The organism is Chryseobacterium wanjuense, from assembly GCF_900111495.1.
Classification (GTDB): domain Bacteria; phylum Bacteroidota; class Bacteroidia; order Flavobacteriales; family Weeksellaceae; genus Chryseobacterium; species Chryseobacterium wanjuense.
Map to the genome: position 1 here is coordinate 1,003,886 of NZ_FOIU01000002.1, position 20,888 is coordinate 1,024,773.

Consider the following 20,888-nt stretch of genomic DNA (forward strand, 5'->3'; position numbering starts at 1 on the left):
TTTTTTAGCGTTTACAAAAATATGCTTTTCATATTTATTATCGAGTTCTAAATATTTTTAATGATTCTGAACTGGATTTTAATTCATAATTCATATTTTCAAAAATTGTGTTTTTGCAGTTGACAAAAATGATAGTTTCCGGAAGTACAGCCACTTCACCGATGTTGAAGTGCTCATCGGAAACCAAAAGAATATCAATCGGTTTATTGATTTCTGTGGTATCTTTTATATAACTGATCTTTCTTCTTTTTACAATATAATTCTGTTTTGCAATTTCTCTTTTTTCTTCATCTTTAATGATTGTGAAAATTTTTCTACCTGCTTGCTGAAGTGTTAGTAAAATATCCTTTTGTCCAAAATCATCTGCAATATGCAAAATATTAGAATCTTTCGGAATATGTTTATTCAATTCGTGGTAAACGGATTTGTTTTGATTAAAATCTTTCTTCACTTCCTGTACAACTTCGGTATCCTTGTATAAAAAACTTAAAAATAGCTTTTTCTTGAAATAATTTTCATCTTCCAGCTCATTTCTTAATTCTGCAAATTTTTCTCTGAAATATGCATTAACCTTCTTCGTTCTTTCCGAATAATTTTTGCCAAAGCTCAGATCCTCTTTTTTAATTCTGTCACCCACTTTTACCGTAATCGCACCATCATAGATAATAAAATCTCCTTTCGGAAGCACTTCAGAATTCCCATGAATGTAAAGCGGTACAATGTCTAGCCCGAACTGTTCCGCAAGATAAAAAGCACCTTTATGAAATCTCTTGACATCGTTGGAGTAAGAACGCTCTGCTTCCGGGAAAACCACCAGAGAATATCCCTGATCTACTTTTTCCTTTAATTTTTCCATTCCGTTTTCGATGCCTTGGGAAACCGGATAAAAGCCCAGCGCTCTCACCATTCTCCCGAAAATCGGCGACTCATACACCCAGTCGTTTACCAGATAAACGATTTTATGCGTTGTCATCGCAATCGCCAATGTATCTAGAAAAGAGGTGTGATTGGCAATAATCACAGCCGGTCTGCTGAAATCTTCTTTCGTATTTTTAATGACCTTCTTCTTTACAAATGGATTCGTAAATAGCACAGAAGTTAAAAAACGAGCCATAATTAATTTAATAAACTCTAAAGTCTTCCCTTTAGAATTTTTTACAAAAACGACACCGATAAAAGAGAAAAATAATCCTCCCAATCCATAATATAGAAAAGAAAGTACAGAATGTAAAAACAGCCTGAAAGTAATCGGAGAAAGTCCTTTTTTTGCCCTGTTCGTAATTAATAATCTGAACCAGAACGGATATAATGTCGAAGTAATGATAATCACGGAAAACATCCCGATCAAGGCTACCAAAGCCAAAGAATGTAACGCCGGATGTTTCGCAAAAATCAAAGATCCGATCGATAAAATAGTAGTGAAAACTGCCAGGATAATAGAAATTCTATAAGTTGGAAGTTCATTTTTTCCTGTCGTGTGTTCCTTCTGCATGGCTTTCGTAAGGAAAATACTGAAATCATCGCCGACTCCAAAAACCAAAGTACAAACCACCGTACTGAAAATATTAAGTTCTAGGCCTAAAAAATACAAGATTCCTGCTGTCGCGACCCCCGTTAGAACAATCGGGAACATGGTGAGAACGGTCAATTCAAAATTTCGGAAAAATACGATGATCGTTAAAATAATCGCCAGAAGAGAATAATTAATTAAAGTATTAAAGTCTCTTTTCAATAAACCTAAAAAGTTTTCGTTCATCTGTTGGCGGTCGATGGCGATCGCATTATGTTTTTTCTCAACATCTTTGATGAAGGCATCTCTTTTTTTATCGTCTACTTTTACGACATTTGAGACTGTGTAGAAACCATTTTCCTGACTTAAAAACTCAGAAATCTGCAAGGCTTTTACTTTTTCGTAGTCTTTTAAGCTTAAAACAGAATAGTTTTTATTTAAATTTTCATTAAACTGGTCAAAGGCGGAGCTGTTGAAACCAAATTTATTTCCATTATCCACGAGTTCCGCAATGGTCTGGTTTTTTCTGTTGGCATCCCAGAATTTTTTCCATTCTTCAATTTTCTTTTGTTGATCTTTTTCTGACAACACAACATTTCCAAGAGAATTATAGCTTAAAATTTTACCTTCCTTTTTTTCTTTTTCTAAAAACCGGCTTAATTGGGAATTTCTTGCCAATGCCTGTTCTTCCGAGTCTCCGTAAGAAATCGTGTAAATGGACTTTGAAGTGATGTCTGAAAGCTTCTGAAGTTTTGCCTCACTGATTTTTAAATCTTTAGGAATATAATTTAAGTCACCAATATCTTCATTAAAACCCACATGCCTGAAACCGAAAAGACAGGCAACAATGATAATGGAGCAAACAATAATCAAAGGTTTGTTTTTTTCGTACGGATAAGAACCGATTTTATCAATAAAATTGGTATTGAGCCCGGATTCTTTCTGCTTTGGTTTGTATAATTGAGGTACAATAATCAATGCTGTAATTGAGGATAAAATGACTGTGATCGCTGCAAAAAGTCCCAGATCTTTCAATGCCTCAGAACGGACAAAAACCAGGCATAAAAACGAAACTGCGGTCGTTGCACTACTTAAAATAATAGGTTGTGTAATTTCTTTGTAGAGTTCCTCAATATTATTATTGTGCTTGTAATGCGTAAGAATATGTAGGGCATAATCGATGGTGATACCGATAAGAATGGCTCCTACACTTAAAGAAATGGCGGAAATTTTATCTTTAATAAAATATAAAATCAGCAAAGCCAGCAAAACAGAAAAAACTGTCGGCAGAAAAACAATAATCGGCGTAAAGATGTTCCTGAAATAATAAATCAGTAAAATCAGAAGCACCGTCATAGAAATCATCACCGTATTCTGAATGTCTTTCTTGATCTGTTGGGCATTGGCCACCGCAATTACCGGCGAACCGAAATAGCTGATCTCCGTTTTTCCTTTGAATTGTTTGTTGAGGTTGTCTTTTATTTCATTTAATTGATTAACAAAAGCTTCATTGTTTTTGGTATCGTTGCTTTTATTCTTCGGATCTATGAAAAGAAGGAGGTTTTTGCCGTCTTTCGTAACGATATAGCTGTCTTCCAGCTTGAAATCTTTACTGATATTAAGTGCGTTCAGTTTTTTGATGCCTAAAAAAGTAATTCCGAGCGGATCTTTTTTAATGAATTCTTTCGTAACAAGGCTCGTTGGCGAAACCAATGAAACATAATTATTTTCTACCTGTTTGGCAATACTGTCTCTCTGAAGTTTTCTTTCAATTTCTTTATAATCGTTTTCATTTAAAAATAAAGGAAGGTTTTGATTCACAAAATCGAAGGTTTCCGAAATTTCATTATCATTTACCTTTCCCTGAATCGAACCGATGTATTTTTGTAAAGGTTTTATTTTGCCTAAAAAAGTATCTGCCGTTTCGGATAGCTGAAAATTGTCTTCTTTAGATTTATTTTCGATGATGACAATGATTTTATCCGAAAAATTAAGCTGTTTCAGAACTTTTGCCGTGAGATCAGATTTTTCGTTTTTAGGAATAATCTGGTTGATGTCTTCCTCAAAATTAATTTTAGAAGCAAAAAAAACACACAAAACAGCAATGCCTACTGCAAAAAATACAGAAAGAAGCTTGTTTTTGGCGATCAGATAATATAAAAATATAAAGAAGCGATGCATTGCATTATAAATCAGGTCTGCAAATTTAATTTTTTCATAATTAGTTCAAAAAGTTTTAACAAATAAGTTTTCACTGAAAATCAATAAAATATTCTAGGTGAAATGAAAAAAACTTATACTTTTGCAAAAGTTCCCAATTGATGAAATACATTTTAAAGCAAAAATGACCTAAGTAAAAGAAACTTAGATTTTGATATGTTTAAAATATTTGATGAAAAAATAAACGGATTTTTATTTGTAATAATACTTCCGCTTCTGTTGTTTGCCATGTCTTATTATGGATTTGAATCTTCTTATACGAGACTGAAAACTTCAGACAGACCACCTTCTTTTTTATTTACCTCTGTGTATTCTTACAGGGTGATTCCGAATTATCTCAGTGTGCAGATGACAGATCTTATGGAATATCTGATTAATAATCATCTTTCCGGGTTTAGGGATTTTCTTTCTAAAAACGGAACGCCGTTCTACCACGGACTTTTTTTGATGAACAGTTTTTTTCTTGTTATTTGTTCGCTGGTTATCAATACGATATTAAAATTTAAGACAGTGGATTTTCTTTTGAATATTAATGTCAGAAGAATTATTCATCTTTTGTGTGTTTTCTTTATTGTTATTACCCAATATGCACCTACCAATTGTGATACAATCGCTTTATGCTGTTACCTGATCGGGGTTTTACTTACATTGAAATATATTCATACGAATAAAAATGGGTATTATTTTATATTAATCGTGCTGATCGCTTTATCAACTTTGGTGAGGGAAACGGCTTGTATTAATATTGCTTTTTTTGCAGCGGTTTTATTCAGTGTGAAAGAATTAAAGGAAGGAAATTATCAGTTTATCTGGAAGGTAATTCCTCTGGTTATTGCTTTTCTGGTACCCTATCTGGGTCTGAGAGCAGTGATGAATCACGAGCATACCACTTTTGTGGAAGGTATTTACATAAGTAAAAATTTTTCCAGTCCGTTCAATCTTGCGGGGCTGCTTTTTGCGGTTATCGTGCTTTATTTTATTTATAAACTTTGTGTGAATGAAGAAAGCAGAACGGTTTTTAAAAAATATTTATTCTTTTCATTGCCTTATCTTGCCATGATTACTTTGGTGGGGCTTTTCTGGGAAGTGAGACTTTTTTTACCTCTTATTCTTACAGGAATCATTATGGCGAGTCACCAGTTTAAAAACACTAAACAATGAGTTTATTACACCCTTATTACATAATAGCAATTGTTTATATGCTTTTTTTCAGCGTCCAGGAAGTTTTTGGAAAGAAGGTTGATAAAAAGTGGTTTTGGTTTTTAGGAATTTATTTAATAATTCTTGTAGGGCTTCGTGATAATGTGGGACCGGATTACGGAAGTTATCGTGGGATCTATATTTATTCTGATACTAAAGAATATATGAGTATCATCCGAAAAGCGCTTCATATTGAAGGTTCTGAAAATGTAGAAATTGAGTGGCTTTATGCATTGATCAATAAAATCCTGCTTAATGTTTTCAATGCTCCGTTTTATATTCTGACACTGGTGATTGCTATTCTTGCCATTACTTTTAAAATTGAATATACAGAAGACAATACTTTTTATCCGTTTACTTTTACGCTGTTTATGTTTATCCCGAACTTTTTTATCGGGGAAAGTGGGCAGATACGGCAGAATTTAGGAACTTTTATCATCTACTTCGCCATACGGTATATCAAAGAACGGAAACTCTGGCATTACCTGTTTTGGGTCTTTATAGCATCCGGAATCCACAATGTCTGTTATATATTTTTACCGATGTACTGGCTCGTTCGTGTTCCTTTGAACAGGACTTGGATGCTGATCCTGATCATCGGATCAATCATTGCTTCACCCTTTGAAATCTATCGTGTTTTTGGGGATTTTCTGAGTAATGTGGCGTCAGACAGTATGCTTGTGGAAGGTTTCAACGGATATGTAGAGGAGACTGCAGAGCGATTGAACGGTGGATTCGGGATTCCGGAAGCCATGATGGCTATTCTCACCTTCTTCTTATTTGTTTTTGATAAAAAAATGGTGGAAAAATACCCCTATTACGAATATCACAGAGTCTATGCCGTCATGGGAATCTGTATGTACTTTATATTCAGGAATAACCCGGTGTTTTCTTCGAGGATGGCGGGAGCATTTATCGGGTTCTCTTATGTTATCATTCCGAATGTGATGTATGTGGTCTCCAGCAATACAAAAAAGATGATCTACAGTTTTATTATTGCATTGGTGATTTTCAATTTTGTGGTATTTGCAAGTTTCAGAAATATTATCGGAGGAAGGTTTACTATAGACCTTTATAAAAATCACATCCTACCTTAATTTTAGTTAAAAAAATATTAATAAAGACAGTATTTACATGCTGTCTTTTTTTTTGGTTATAGCATTATTTAAATTATCTATATAATTTTTCCTTATTAATTTTATTTTAAATTGACTTTAAACATAAAAATATTCTAAAAAATCCTGTAATTTCGCAAAGCGCAAGTTGGGAAATGTAGTTTTGTTACATATAATTTAAGAAATTTATTTTATTTATAATGTATCGTGGTTATTTTATCATTATTTATAAAATAAATTGATATTTATTAACGAAGGCTTAAATGTTGTACTTGAAGTATGACACAAAATCAAGGATATGAAAAAGTCAATTAACAATTTAGTGGCACTCTTATGTTGCCTAGTCACGAGTGGAATCTACGCTCACACGGGATTTAGAGACAGTGAAGTCAAATCTCTTGTAAAAGACCTTTCTTATGTAATGAGATCGGATTCTTTAATTAAAAACTCAGGAGGTGCAGATAGAAGACAAAGTATTAATAAAAACTTTACAACAAGTCTTCTTCCGGATTGGACAAAAGCACCCAACAGCTATATTTTCGATCCCGTCCAGAATAGCGATGGTATCTACATTCCGGTAAGAAAAGCATATGCTATGTGGGAGCAGGACAAATATATTGGAGGTAGGGCAATTCCCAACGGGAAAATTACCGCCGATGTTTTATGGGAGGATGTTCACGGTCTTATAAAATCGGGACCGGCGTATTCTCTTGAGGTTCTTGATAGTGGACAGTCTGCTAAAATCAGAGTTCCCGTCAACAAAGCAAAAAAAGGAAACGCAGTGATTGCTTTCAGGGTAGACGGGCAGATCTATTGGTCTTGGCATGTCTGGGTGACGGATGATCCTTCCAACGGATCAAAATATAAAAGTTATCCGAATGTAAAAAGACAAAGAGCAGACGGTATCACCGAAACAATTCCCGATTCCGATTGGGGTTGGATGGACAGAAATCTGGGTGCCGTAGGAAGCTCCATCACAGCCGATGAATGGATCAAAAACGGGGGCCTCCTTTACCAGTGGGGAAGGAAAGACCCGATTCCGCCGCTGGTGTATAAAGGAAATGATTTTTATGAAGTTACAGGTTCCATCGGCAGAGTAAGACATAGAGGAGCAAAAAACTTTACCGGAGCAACCAGTTTTGATAATCTCAGAAAATTTGTTTTGCTTTCAAATGCAAATGTTACCAATAATATTAGACTTGCGGTCCAAAATCCGTTAAGTCTTATTTACGTAAATAAAGATGACAATTCAGGGATAGCTTATTATAACAATAATGCCAACTTGATGGTAAACTGGTTCGGAAAAATGACGGGGCTCAATGACAGCCAATTGACGGAGCTTAATCTTTGGTCGGATAATTCTCAGGGAAAAATTAGTACAAACTATAATGCAGATGCTTCAGCACAGCCTTACAGAAGCAAATCTTCCTATGACCCTTGTCCGAATGGCTGGAGAATGCCTTCTGTTTTGGTTGCCAACCTGGCTTCGTCTACTTATGTGGATGATGTAAGAATCGATTATTCTCCTTTCGGCGTAAGAACGAATATGGGGAAAAATACGTTTGAAGCCAATAATTATCATAAAATAAAACCTACTGATGCAGGAGTCCCTTCTTTTATGACGGGTTTCAGATTATATCCCAATTTCGGGTATGATCTTTCCAACGTCGGCGGAATGAATATGGGTGTTTTTCCTGGAACGGGAACGATTTCCTTTAATGCACATCAGGGTCAGTATACCGATCAGCACCATACCGTGTTATGGACAGCAACAATGGCTAAACATTTTGATGCTACTCCGGCAGTTTTAGCAAGATCTTTATTTATGATTCCTGATAAGGGGCAGCCAGACATCCCGGATCCCAGCCTTCCGAATGTACAGGGAAGATATTGGTATTTTCCTTTAGGTTCTAATACTACATCAGATGTGAATGCCTGCAGATGCGTCAAAGATCCTTTGTATGTAGTAGACAGCTATGATTTCCCTACAGAATACTTGGTTCCGGAAACAGAATATCGTGAAGGACTCAGCAATCCAAATACTTATCAGGCCGTAAAAACAACATCAGCATTCAATATTGATATTCCCGTAAGTAAGGCATTTTCTGTACAAAGCCAGCTTTTGAATAATAAGAGTATTTTAAATACAACAAGTTTTAATGATCTTAAAGCAAATGTTCTGTGGACTACAAATACCAATTTAATTAATAAAATAGCGATGGTTAATCCGTCTCCGAGTTCTTTGGCAGATATTAATAATTCAAGAATTACGGTTACAGTTAATCCTAATCAAAGCGGTAATGCAGTTATTACCCTGCATAATGGAAGTATTACAAACCCAATTTACTGGTCTTGGCATATTTGGGTAACTGATACCGCAATCGGTACAAAAAATTACACGACTGAACTTCCGGAGGCATCGGTAACCAATTATGTGAATTATGTAAATAAAGCAGACAATATTTTCCAGACAGAATTTATGGATAGAAACCTGGGAGCTACAGATGCATTCCCTGCGGTGGCAAATCCGCTTACGCCTACTGCAGCCGAACTGGCAAAAATTAAGGCTTCTACAGGAATGCATTACCAATGGGGAAGAAAAGATCCGATCCCGATTTTCCAGCATGCAGATGATAGAACCTCCTATCCGATTTATCTGGGCAGTGTTACAGCAAGTGGAAGCGTTGTATATACGACTCTTACCGGTGCAACGTATAATGATCTGGCAGGAAGTTATATTGTTCCTTATAATACCTATGCGAATTCAACAAATGCCAACGTTTTAGCTACGGATAAAGTTTCCGATAAAATTACAAAAGTGTTGTCTTACTCTGTGAGAAATCCTTTGGTATATATGATTCCGAGTACATTTGCTCCGTACAACAGTGCGATTCCGGCCTATACCAACGGAACAGACTGGCTGGCCAACGAACCGAATTTGGCGCCCGACAGATGGGGAAGAGGAGGCGAAAAATCTCCTTTTGATCCTTGCCCGGGCGGATGGAGAATTCCGGATCTTTCTGGGGTAGCTATTACATCCGGTAAAGATTTTGGATTGACACCTTGGTACAAAAAAGATAAAAACGTAGCAACCTCATATAGCATTATTAATGATTATCTGGGGCAGAGAGTAAGAAGAAGCGCGACCTATAGCTATACAATAGGATATATTTTTAACAATCCTTCTTACAATGTAGGAAATTACCCGAACTCGGGTTCAAGGGGATTCAGGAGTGTAATGATCAATCAGACGCCGGTGGGAACTTACAATTTCATCAATTTACAGTATCCCGGAATCTGGACAGCCGCTCTGAACACGAATTATATCGGAAGACCTATTAATGTCTTGTTTGATGCAGCTTCCAGTGCCAACAGAATGATCGCCTTCCATGATAATAATGACCCTTATTTCGGAATGAGCTGCCGTTGCGTGAAAATAAAATATGATGCCAACGGAAACGAAGAAGGTGTGATTCCGAAACTTCAGATCACTTCTTTACCGGCTGCAATATCAAGCGAAATTTTAAATAAAAGCGAAGTTGAAGTCATTGTAAAAGATACGAAAATTTCTCTTTTCCCTATTCCGGTGAAAGACGAGCTTCATATCAATGCTCCGAATAACAACAACGGATATTACTATCAGATTTACAGCATGTCTGGTCAGCTTGTACAATCCGGTAAGTTTGAAGATGGCAAGACCAATGTCTCTTCATTGATATCAGGAACGTATCTTGTAAGAATAAATTCTTCAAAAGAAATTGTAAAAATTATTAAAGAATAAAATCAATTAATAGTAAAAGGGGTAAGATGAATAACATTTTGCCCTTTTTTTTATGAAATTTAAATTAAATCTATTTTAACTGAAGATAATATCTATGATTTAATTGTAAATAAACTTCATCTTTCTATTAATAAAGGCTTTCAGCGAGTGATGCACTCGTCTATTTTTACTTGTAAAACAGCCCGATTTATCAAAATACAAGATATTACAAAACCTATCTAATAAAAAAACTTTACTTTTGCAAAAAATTTTTAGAATGTCGAAAAATTTAGTAATCGTCGAATCACCGGCAAAAGCAAAAACTATTCAGAAATATTTAGGGAAGGATTTCGAGGTAAAATCCAGCTTCGGACATATCCGGGATCTGCCTAAAAAAGGAATGGGAATTGATCTTGCCACATTCAGTCCGGATTACGAGGTTTCCGCAGACAAAAAGAAATTGGTAACAGAATTGAAAGCTGCCGTGAAAAAAGCCGAAATGGTTTGGCTGGCTTCCGATGAAGACCGCGAGGGAGAGGCTATTGCATGGCACTTGGCGGAAGAACTAAAACTAAAACCGGAAAACAGAAAGAGAATTGTTTTTCATGAGATTACTAAAAATGCCATTCTAAAATCAATCGAAAACCCGAGAGATATCGACCAAAATTTGGTAAACGCTCAACAAGCGAGAAGATTATTGGACAGAATCGTAGGTTTCGAAATGTCTCCGGTACTATGGAAAAAAGTAAAACCGGGATTATCCGCAGGAAGAGTACAGTCGGTTGCAGTAAGATTAATTGTTGAAAAAGAAAAAGAAATCCGTGAGTTTGTTCCAAAAGCAAGTTTCAAACTAGACGGGATTTTCTTAAATAAAACCGAGCAGGAAATTGCTGCCAAGCTTAAAAAAGATTTCGAAAAAGAAGAAGATGCAGAAAAATTCTTAGAATTAGCAAAATCAACAGAATTCAAAGTTCTGAATGTTGAGACAAGACCGGGAACACGATCTGCCTCGGCTCCTTTTACAACATCTACATTGCAGCAGGAAGCTTCTTCAAGATTAGGATATAATGTTACGACTACCATGCGTCTGGCGCAGACTTTATATGAAGAAGGGCACATTACCTATATGAGAACAGACTCGGTAAACCTTTCTCAGGAAGCTATTGAAGGTGCAAAAAGACAAATTGTCGGTGAATACGGCGCAGAATATTCTTCACCAAGAAATTATACCACAAAATCTGCATCTGCACAGGAAGCTCACGAAGCAATCCGTCCGACTGATTTTGGAGTAAAAAGCATCGGAGATTCTCAATTAAATAAATTATATCAATTAATTTACAGAAGAACGCTGGCTTCTCAGATGGCTAATGCCAAAATAGAGAAAACAGTTATTGAAATAGGTAACCCGAAATTACCGCAAAACTTCGAAGCACAGGGGGAAGTTATCATTTTTGATGGTTTCTTAAAAGCGTACGGAATCGTTAAAACCGAAGAAGACGATGAAGAAAACAACGATAAATTACTTCCAAAAGTAAGTGTGGGTGAAGTTTTAGACTATAAAAAAATCACTGCAACTGAAAAATTCACAAGACCAAGTGCAAGATATACGGAAGCCGGATTGGTAAGGAAGCTTGAAGAATTGGGAATCGGTCGTCCATCGACATATGCACCGACCATTCAGACCATCCAAAACCGTGAGTACGTGGATAAACGTGAGATTGAACCGCAAACTCGTGAAGTGGTTAAAATGTCTTTAACAAAAGATAAAATCAAAAAAGAAGTCCTTGACGAAAAATTCGGTGGGGATAAAAATAAATTCATTCCGACGGACATCGGTGAAGTGGTAAATGATTTCTTAACAGATAATTTCAAGGAAATCTTAGATTACGGTTTTACGGCAAGGGTAGAAGAAAGCTTCGACGAAATTGCAAGCGGTGACCAGAAATGGAAACAGATGATGACGGATTTCTACTCAAAATTCCACCCAAGAATTGCAGATGTAGAAGAAAATGCAGATAGAGCGACAGGTGACAGGCTTTTAGGTATCGATCCGAAAACAGGTAAAAATGTTCATGCCAGAATCGGAAGATTTGGAGCCATGATCCAGATCGGGGAGACTGATGATGAGGAAAAACCGGTTTTTGCTTCATTAATGTCAGGTCAGAATATTGCCACGATCTCTCTTGAAGAAGCACTTGAATTATTTAAACTTCCTTTTGACCTGAGTCAGGTTGACGGACAGCCGGTTTCTGTGGGTGTCGGTAGATTCGGACCTTATGTGAAGTGGGGCGAGACATTTATCAGTATTCCGAAAGGGGAAGATCCTCTTTCCGTAGATCAGAAAAGAGCGGAAGAAATTATTAATGAAAAGAAAATTGCAGACGCTCCGATTGCAACGTACAAAGGTGAGCCTGTAACGAAAGGAACAGGAAGATTTGGTCCTTTTATTAAGTATAAAGATATTTTCGTAAACGTTCCGAAAAGATATAATTTTGAAAATCTTTCTCAAAGCGACATCAACGAATTGATTGATGCCAAGCTGGAAAAAGAAGCCAACAGATACATTCAGCAATGGGAAAAAGAAAAAATTTCCATTGAAAACGGAAGATGGGGGCCTTTCATCAAATTCGGAAAAGCGATGTTCAAAATCCCGAAAAAGGCTGATGACACCAAATATGACGGAGAAGAATTGAAAGAAGTTTCTTTGGATGAGGTGAAAAAATGGATCACCGATCAGGACAAAAATGCTTTTGCAGAGAAAAAGAAGCCTGCGGCAAAGAAAGCGGCCACAACAAAGAAAACCACAACTGCGAAAAAAACAGTTGCGAAAAAGAAATAAATTGTAAAAGCATGGATCACGAATCCGTGCTTTTTTAGTATAAAATTATTTTTCCCCACAACCCTTCCAGGGTTTAAAACCCTGGAAGGGTTATTTATTTACCCCAAAGTACGGGACACTCTGTTTGCAGACTTGTATTAAATTAGCTTTCAAATAAATGCAATGGAAAAAACTTTCACGCGTAAAGAATTTCTACAAACTTCAGCCTTGGGAATCGCGGCAGTGGTTTTGGGATCATCATTTACAAGTTTATTAGATTCGGATGACAAGCCATATTTTAATTTAAAACCTATCGGAAGACAATTTTCTTTAGAGGGTTACTATATCTGGTGCAGCTCACCGATCTGGGGTGAAGACGGGAAAGTTCATCTTTTTTATTCCCGATGGAAAAAAGAAAAAGGAATGGGTGGATGGCTCAACGGCTCTGAAATTTGCCGTGCCGAAGCAGATTCTCCATTTGATAAATTTGAGCATAAACAAGTTATTCTTGCACCGAGAGGTGAAGGTTTTTGGGATGCAACGACCTGCCACAACCCTTTGATCAAAAAAGTGGAAGATCAATATTATTTATTCTTCATGGGAAATTCTAATGGGAAAACAAATACCAAAAGGATCGGATTAGCCACTTCAAAAAACCTCAATGGTAAATGGACAAGACCCGATCAACCTTTGCTTCTTCCGGGAAAAGAAGGTTCGTGGGACGATCATTGCACGACAAATCCGGCTTTTGTAAAAGGAAACGATGGCAAATATTGGTTGTTTTATAAATCATGGAATACTCACGAATACGAAACTCAAAAAGGACCCGTTCGCGGAAACCGGAAATACGGATTGGCAAAGGCCGATTCTCCTTCAGGCCCTTACGTAAAAGTCTCTGAAAATCCTGTGATTGATTTTTCATCATTGCCCAACAATGCACAGCTGGAAGATGCTTTTGTATGGAAACAACATGGAAAATTTCACATGATAGCAAGAGATATGGGATTTTTTAATCATGAATACGGGCTGCATCTGACTACAAAAGACGGACAGCAATGGACAAAGCCGGAAATCGCATATCTTAATATGAAACATTATATCACCGAACCGACTCCGCCCAAACATCTGAACCGATTTGGAAGACTGGAACGCCCGATGCTTTTGTTGGATAAAGACGGAAAAACGCCTAAGTTTTTATTCGGAGCGACTCAGGGTGGAGTTTTTGAAACTTCTACGACTTTTGTTTTTGAGATTGTAAATGGTAAAGGAGATTGGGATTAATTTAAAAGCTAAAAATTTATGTACAAAAACTTTGTCAAAGATTTAAACTTTGACAAAGTCGGGAAGCCGTTAACAATTTGTTGATGGTTTTTTTATTAACAAAAAATATCATAAGATGTCAACTTGATGAGGTTTTTTGTATGTTTGTGAAAATGTTTTTTAAACCTAAAGCTTTTCAGGGCTTCGAACTCGGAAAGAGCTAGCTACTACATTGTAATTTATGAATTTTGAAGATTTTATCATTTCACCAAGAAATTTCAAAACTGAAACCTGGCAGATCGGAAACCGGATCACGAAAGATATAAAAGAAGACAGCATTGTTCTCCTTTTCGTGTCGGATTACAGAGGAGCGAATGGCGATGCGGAGGTGCAGGATTTTACGGGAATCAGAAAAGAATTTTACAAACTTTCACAACTGGATTTTGAAATCCCGATCGTGGATCTGGGAGATTTGGTTTCAGGAAAATCGGTTCAGGATTCTCATTATATTCTGCAGGAAGTGCTGTCGGCCTGTCATTACAAAAGAGCGATTCCGGTGATTATCGGCGGTTCGAATGACTTTGCTTTTTCCCTTTTTTCTGCGTTGAATTTTCACACAAAAAATATCAATTATACCCAGATCAGCAATATTATTTCCCTTAAACAAGGGGAAATTATTAATGAACATACTTTTTTAAGTAAAATTTTCGGAGCAAAGAATTTTTCAATTAAAAATTATCATCATTTAGGGTATCAGAAACATTTAAATGAAGTTGATTCCGTAAGATTAATTAAAGAAGTGGAGTTTGACATTATCCGTCTGGCCGAAATGATGAATTCTACGGAAAAAACAGAACCTTTTTTCAGAAAAGCAGATTTGGTGACGGTAAATTGTGATGCGATTGAAAGTTTCAGTGAACCTTTTTCGATGAATCCACAGGTAAATGGGCTCAACAGAAGAGAAATCTGTGCTTATATGAAAGAAATCGGATTAAGCGAAAATCTGAAATCGGTTGGGATTTTTAATTATAATATTTACTCCGAAAATCAATTGAATCACCAGCTTCTCGCACAAATGATCTGGTATCTGATAGAAGGAATTAATATCCAGAAATCTCACCCGAAAGAAAGACAATACGAGGTATTTTATGTGCTTGTTGACGACAGGCAATATGCTTTTAAGCGTGATACTTTCAGTAATCTGTGGTATTTCGGGGAGGATGAAAACATAGAAAATTGTATTCCCTGCTCAAGGAAAGATTTTGACGAAGCCAAAAAAGGCTGGCTGAATGCACGACTGACGAAAATTTAATGTATGACAAACGTTCCCTCAAAAGTTTCCATCATTGTTCCCGTTTATAATGTAGAGAATTATCTGGCAAAATGCCTCGATTCTCTGATCAACCAAACCCATCAGAATATCGAAATACTGGTGGTGAATGATGGAAGTAAAGACAATTCTGAGCAGATTATCCAAGAATATGCTCAAAAATATCCTGAAAAAATTAAGCCTTTTAGTAAAGAAAATGGAGGATTAAGCGATGCCCGCAATTTTGGAATTGACAGAGCGACAGGAGATTATCTTGGTTTTGTAGACAGCGATGATTATGTAACATCGACGATGTTTGAAGAAATGATAACCCTTGCAGAAAAACATCAGGCAAAAATGGTGATCTGTAATATTCAAAAAGTTGATCAAAACGGAAATATTACTCAACGACTGACGCAAATTCCGAATATGCCGGAAAAAATTGACCTTGAAAAGAATTTTTCTGTTTTTTCTGATTTGAGTTATTTTGCCTGTAACAAACTTTTTAAAAAAGAACTTTTTCATGAAAAAAGGTTCAAAAAAGGGGCTCATTTTGAAGATATTCAATTGATTCCGCAGCTTTTATTGGAGTGTAAAGTGCTGGCTCAGACCCAGAATTTCCATTATCAATACCTTGAAAGGACGGATTCTATTACGAAAACCCATACAGAAAGAGGTCTTGATATTTTAAAGGCTGTAGAAGATGTAGAACAGGTTTTTAAAACGTCTCAATACTCAAAAAAAAGGGAAGAACTTAAAAATTTTCAGATTTTTGAGGGAGTTTATTCTTTTTTAGCATATTTGGCTTTTGTGAAAGATGCAGAAACTTTTTACGAAATGTCTCATAAATTGAAGCTTTTCATGAAAGAAAGAGACATAAAAATTAAAGATATATTAAAGTATAGTCGTTTTGATAAAAATTATCTGTTATCTTTGCCTCTGAAAAAAAAGATATTTTATCTGTTATTTTTTGCGGGGCAGAAAAAATTGATAAGAAAATTAATTTAGACACAAATGTAAGTACTATTGTTTCAGTATTGCGGACGTGAAGTCAGGTTTTTTACAAGGTTTACAGCCTTCTTTAGTGAATCATAAAAAGTACTTGAATAGAAAAAAATGAAGAATTTTGAATTGTTCTTAACTCAATCGGGCATTCCTATTTTTTATGTAAAGGTAGGACTGGGTTTTTTATTCTCATTCCTAATCACGTTTTTTTCCGTTCCCACCATTATTAAAATTTCCAGAAGGAAAAACTTAATGGACGAACCGGGCGTGAGAAGTTCCCATCTTCGAAAAATTCCCAATCTGGGAGGAATTGCTATTTTTTATTCCATAGGAATCTGCGCATCCATTTTTGCGTACGAACTTTTCGATTTGTACAAATTTTTGTTTGCATCTCTTATCATTCTCCTTTACATCGGTGTAATGGATGATATTGTAGTTATGAGAGCTTATAAAAAACTTGTGGCTCAGATTGTTGTTGCCGCACTTATTGTGATAGGTTCGGATATCAGGATTAGAAGCTTATTCGGGATATTCGGGATCTATGAAATGGAATATTTGGTAAGTGTATTATTCAGTATCACAACATTTATTATCCTTATTAATGCTTTTAATCTCATAGACGGGATTGATGGCCTTGCCGGAGGGTATTCTATCATCTGCAGTGCACTTTTCGGGATAAGCTATTACAGATTAGGCGAGTATAATTATCCTTTGGTAGTTTTATCGGCCGTAATAATTGGGGCGGTTCTGGCGTTTTTATATTATAATTTGTCAAATTACAGAACCAATAAAATATTTATGGGAGACACAGGATCGATGCTTTTAGGCTGTTTACTGGCATTTACTTCGATCTGTTTTATTGATATTTTTATAGACAGAGAGCTTCCCAACATTCCAAAATATCACTTACAATCGGCACCGGTAGTGGCTGTTGCCATTCTTATCCTTCCGATTGTAGACACCCTGAATGTGATTATTATAAGGCTTGCCAACAAAAAATCACCTTTTGATGCAGACAAAAATCACATCCATCACAAATTATTAAAACTCAATCTTACTCACAGAAGATCAAGCTTTTATATTATTTTATATTATCTTTTTGTAGTCGCTGTAGCCTATTATCTGAGACATATGAATGTAAATCTGCTATTATTAATTGTAGTTTCCCTAGGCTTTTTTGGAGCTTATCTGCCAGATTTTATTTATCTTTTGAAGAATAATAAAAAGACTAACAATTAAATCTTTATTTTTGCAAACAACTTGAAAAAATATGATGAAGAATTTTAAAAATTTATTCCTTTTAATCTTACCTTTTCTGATTACGACATCTTGTATCACAACCAAAGATGTGCGGTATATGCAGCCCAATGAAAGTCTTGTAATCAACGAAGAAGGTTTAGTTCCCTATAATATTCCCGTTTATAGAATTACTAAAAATGATATTTTAAACCTTAATATTGTGACCACTCCGAAAGGGGATGCAGCACAATTCTATTCATCCCTGAATACTTCTGGATCTACTGTTACTCCGGGAACGAATTCTGTCGGATCCGGAAACGGAATGGCAATGGGATCTATTGGAGGTAATAATGGAAATACAGGAGGAAACGTTATCTTTTATTTTAACGGATTAAAAGTGGACTCCAACGGAGAAATTAATATTTTCGGTATAGGATATGTAAAAGCAGAAGGCAGAACCATCGACGAAATCAGTACTGAGATTCAGGATAAAGTAAATGAAAACTTCCAGGAAGGAAAATCTCAGGTGAGATTAAACATCAACGGAATTACGTTCTATGTTTTAGGAGATGTTGAAACAACAGGTGTTACCGGTGAGAAAGTAGTACATAAAAATACGCTTACCATTACTGAGGCTCTAGCAATCAGTGGTGGATTAAACAGAACTATTGACAGAAAGAATATCGTCATCCACAGAAAATTACCGGAAGGGATCAAGATTGCAAGAATAGATCTTACCCGTGAAGATGTAATGAATTCGCCGTACTATTATGTACAAAACGGTGACGAAATCTACCTGAATACAAGAGCGAAAAGCTTAAACGGATTCGGAAAAGATCCTATCCAGACGCTTACAACGGGAGTTTCTGTAATCACGACGGCTTTATCAATTTATCTACTTCTAAAAAACCTTTAATATCATGATTCCAGGAAAAAACGAAGCTTTAGAGAAGAATGATTCTCAGAAGGAAAAATACGGTTCTTTCTCATTATTTGATATTGAACATTTTTTAAGAAGGGTTTTAAAGAATTGGTATTGGTTTGTGCTTATGCTTTTTATGGGCTATGCACTCTCTTGGATATATGCTAAATATTACGCTCAGAATATCTATGCATCCGATTTATCTTTAAGTGTTTCGAATAATACGGCAAGTTATTTTACGCCTACCAATCAGTCTTTCAACTTTATCTGGGGACAAGGCGGAAATCAGGATGGGGTTTATCTGAAAAAATTGCTTCTTTCAAGATCACATAATGAATATTTGGTGAAAGAATTGGATCTTTTTGTGAACTATTCTACCAAAGGAGTGATCAAATCTACTTATTTGGATAAAGATGACTCTCCGGTATTTTTGCAAATTGATAAAAGTCATCCTCAACAGTTGAGTTATCCCATCACTTTGATACCTAAAAGTGGTAACACTTACGAGGTTGTTTTACCCGACGAAGGCCAATCTACAAACCTTTACAGCTACGTTGCCGAAGGTTTTGTAAATATTAATCCTTATGAAAGACCGGCAAACAAAATCATAAAAATCGGAGAATGGTACAATTCTCCCAATTTAAGATTCAGGCTGATTGCCAATCCTGTAATGCCTAAAATACAGTTTACTAATATTATTGTTAATTTAAACTCTGTAAACCAATCGGTTAATGATATTGTTTCTACTGTCGGAGTAGAATTTGACAAGGAAATTAATACGATTATGATTATTACTAAAAAAGGGTATAATCTTAATAGTACAGTAAACTTCCTGAACAAATCGGTAAGTGAGTTACAGAAAAAAAGACTGGCAGATAAACTTACAGTTGACAGAAACACAGCGGTTTACCTGCAGGGAAATCTTAATACGATCAGAAAAAAACTTGATTCGAGTGCTAATCTTCTGAATTATATGAAGACCACCGAGAAGCTTTATGATATCAAAGACAGAGATGAAAAATCCTTAACAAGAATTAAAGAGCTTGAAGCCAAAAAAGCAGATATTGAAAGCAAGCTGAGTTCTTTAAATATGATTAAGCAAAGTCTTGAATCTCAGAATTTTGATAAAATGATCAGTACAAATGCTGCTGGTTTTCAGGATGGTCTTTTCACGGCATCTGTTTCGGAATTAAAAGCTCTTTATCTTAAGAAAAGAGAAATGGCTACCATTTATACTCCGAATTCTGAACCGATGAAGGAGATTGACAGATTGATCAATGAAGCAAAAATGGGTTCTACAGGCTCTTTAAGAACTTATTACAATACGTATTACAACGAAATCAACAGAATCAATAATGAAGTAGCAAATGCTAATTCAGACCTGGATTCTTATCCTGAAAAGCAAAGAAAATATCTGGATGCGGAAAGAGGGTATAACATGATTGAGGCGACCTACAACAGCTTGTTGGGAAGACAAAATGAAACACAGATGAGAATGGCTACAAACCAGTCGGACATCAGTGTGATTGACCCTGCGAAAAATGTTGGGCAGCCGCCGATCGGTCCGAATATAAAGGCTGCAAAAGCCGGAATTATCGGAGGATTGTTGATTTTACCTTTGTTATTTATTTTAGTGGGAGAATTCCTGGACAGCAAGATCAGAAATATCAAAGAATTGCTTAATGCTACAAGAATTCCGTTGCTGGGCGTTATCGGAAATAATACCAACGAAAATATGCTTACAGTGCTGGATCAGCCTAAATCTTCTGTTGCAGAAGCATTCAGGGGAATCAGGGCAAATGTAAGATTCCTGTCCGGAGAAAACGGAAAAAGTAAAGTTATTCTCGTTACTTCGTCTATCGGAGGGGAAGGGAAAACTTATGTTTCCATCAATTTGGCTTCAGTTCTTGGTTTAAGCGACAAAAAGACGATTCTATTGGGAATGGATTTAAGAAAGCCAAAAATTTTCGGTGATTTTCAAATTGATAATAAATATGGTATTTCAAACTACCTTACGGGCGAAGTGGAAATAGACCAGATTATTAATAAAACCAGAATTCCAAATCTTGATGTGGCTACTTCGGGGCCGATTCCGCCAAATCCATCAGAACTTTTGATGAGTGAAAGGAATATTAAGTTTATTGAAGACCTTAAAGAAAGATACGATTTCATCATTATCGACTCTCCGCCGGTAGGTCTGGTTGCCGATTCTTATGAGCTGATGAAGTATTCTGATGCCAATATGTATGTAGTTCGCCACGAATATACGGAGAAATATATGCTAAAAATGATCTCCGAAAAGTATCATAATGGAGAAATTGAGCATCTTGGGCTTGTGTATAATGACTATAATACGAAGCAGGGATATGGCTACGGATACGGTTATGGCTACGGCTATGGCTATGGTTACGGCTATTTTGATGAAGATAAAAATTATAAAGAACCATTGTTGATAAGAATTAGGAATAAAGTTCAATCAATATTCAATAAAAAATAATACATTTAGGCCCTCATTTAATGGGGGTTTATT

General features: G+C 36.0%; 11 protein-coding genes. 10 read left to right on the forward strand and 1 reads right to left on the reverse strand.

The genetic code is table 11. The features are described from left to right. Positions 1–37: 37 nt before the first annotated feature. Positions 38–3,691, reverse strand: a complete 3,654-nt coding sequence (locus BMX24_RS16390; protein ID WP_089794605.1) for an MMPL family transporter — start codon at positions 3,689–3,691, stop codon at positions 38–40. A 195-nt stretch (positions 3,692–3,886) separates the two neighbouring features. On the opposite strand from BMX24_RS16390, the gene BMX24_RS16395 reads away from it, so the two are divergent. The 10 genes from BMX24_RS16395 to BMX24_RS16440 all read left to right on the forward strand — a co-directional run bounded on the left by BMX24_RS16395 (position 3,887) and on the right by BMX24_RS16440 (position 20,855). After that, on the forward strand, positions 3,887–4,891 hold the full coding sequence (locus BMX24_RS16395) for a glycosyltransferase family 39 protein (protein WP_089794607.1): 1,005 nt from the start codon (positions 3,887–3,889) through the stop codon (positions 4,889–4,891). Next, a complete protein-coding gene (locus BMX24_RS16400; RefSeq protein WP_089794608.1) occupies positions 4,888–6,027 on the forward strand; it encodes an EpsG family protein in 1,140 nt (379 codons plus the stop codon). Before BMX24_RS16395 ends, BMX24_RS16400 begins: the two co-directional genes overlap by 4 nt. A 316-nt stretch (positions 6,028–6,343) precedes the next feature. Further along, a complete protein-coding gene (locus BMX24_RS16405; protein WP_089794610.1) occupies positions 6,344–9,826 on the forward strand; it encodes a T9SS type A sorting domain-containing protein in 3,483 nt (1,160 codons plus the stop codon). 256 nt (positions 9,827–10,082) lie between these two features. After that, a complete protein-coding gene (topA, locus tag BMX24_RS16410; protein ID WP_089794612.1) occupies positions 10,083–12,644 on the forward strand; it encodes a type I DNA topoisomerase in 2,562 nt (853 codons plus the stop codon). A gap of 162 nt (positions 12,645–12,806) precedes the next feature. Further along, a complete protein-coding gene (locus tag BMX24_RS16415) occupies positions 12,807–13,904 on the forward strand; it encodes a glycoside hydrolase family protein (RefSeq protein WP_089794614.1) in 1,098 nt (365 codons plus the stop codon). A 220-nt stretch (positions 13,905–14,124) separates the two neighbouring features. Beyond that, positions 14,125–15,195 (forward strand): formimidoylglutamase, encoded by a 1,071-nt coding sequence (locus BMX24_RS16420; RefSeq protein WP_089794616.1) that lies wholly within the window; start codon positions 14,125–14,127, stop codon positions 15,193–15,195. Positions 15,196–15,198: 3 nt separating this feature from the next. Beyond that, entirely contained in the window at positions 15,199–16,200 is a 1,002-nt protein-coding gene (locus BMX24_RS16425; protein ID WP_089794618.1) for a glycosyltransferase family 2 protein, read from the forward strand. A gap of 108 nt (positions 16,201–16,308) precedes the next feature. Continuing rightward, the gene (locus tag BMX24_RS16430) at positions 16,309–17,436 is read left to right on the forward strand and encodes a glycosyltransferase family 4 protein (RefSeq protein ID WP_089794620.1); all 1,128 of its coding nucleotides are present in this window, start codon (positions 16,309–16,311) and stop codon (positions 17,434–17,436) included. A 34-nt stretch (positions 17,437–17,470) separates the two neighbouring features. Beyond that, positions 17,471–18,352 (forward strand): polysaccharide biosynthesis/export family protein, encoded by an 882-nt coding sequence (locus BMX24_RS16435; RefSeq protein WP_394332543.1) that lies wholly within the window; start codon positions 17,471–17,473, stop codon positions 18,350–18,352. Between the two features lie 4 nt (positions 18,353–18,356). Then, on the forward strand, positions 18,357–20,855 hold the full coding sequence (locus tag BMX24_RS16440) for an exopolysaccharide transport family protein (RefSeq protein WP_089794624.1): 2,499 nt from the start codon (positions 18,357–18,359) through the stop codon (positions 20,853–20,855). Positions 20,856–20,888 lie beyond the last annotated feature (33 nt).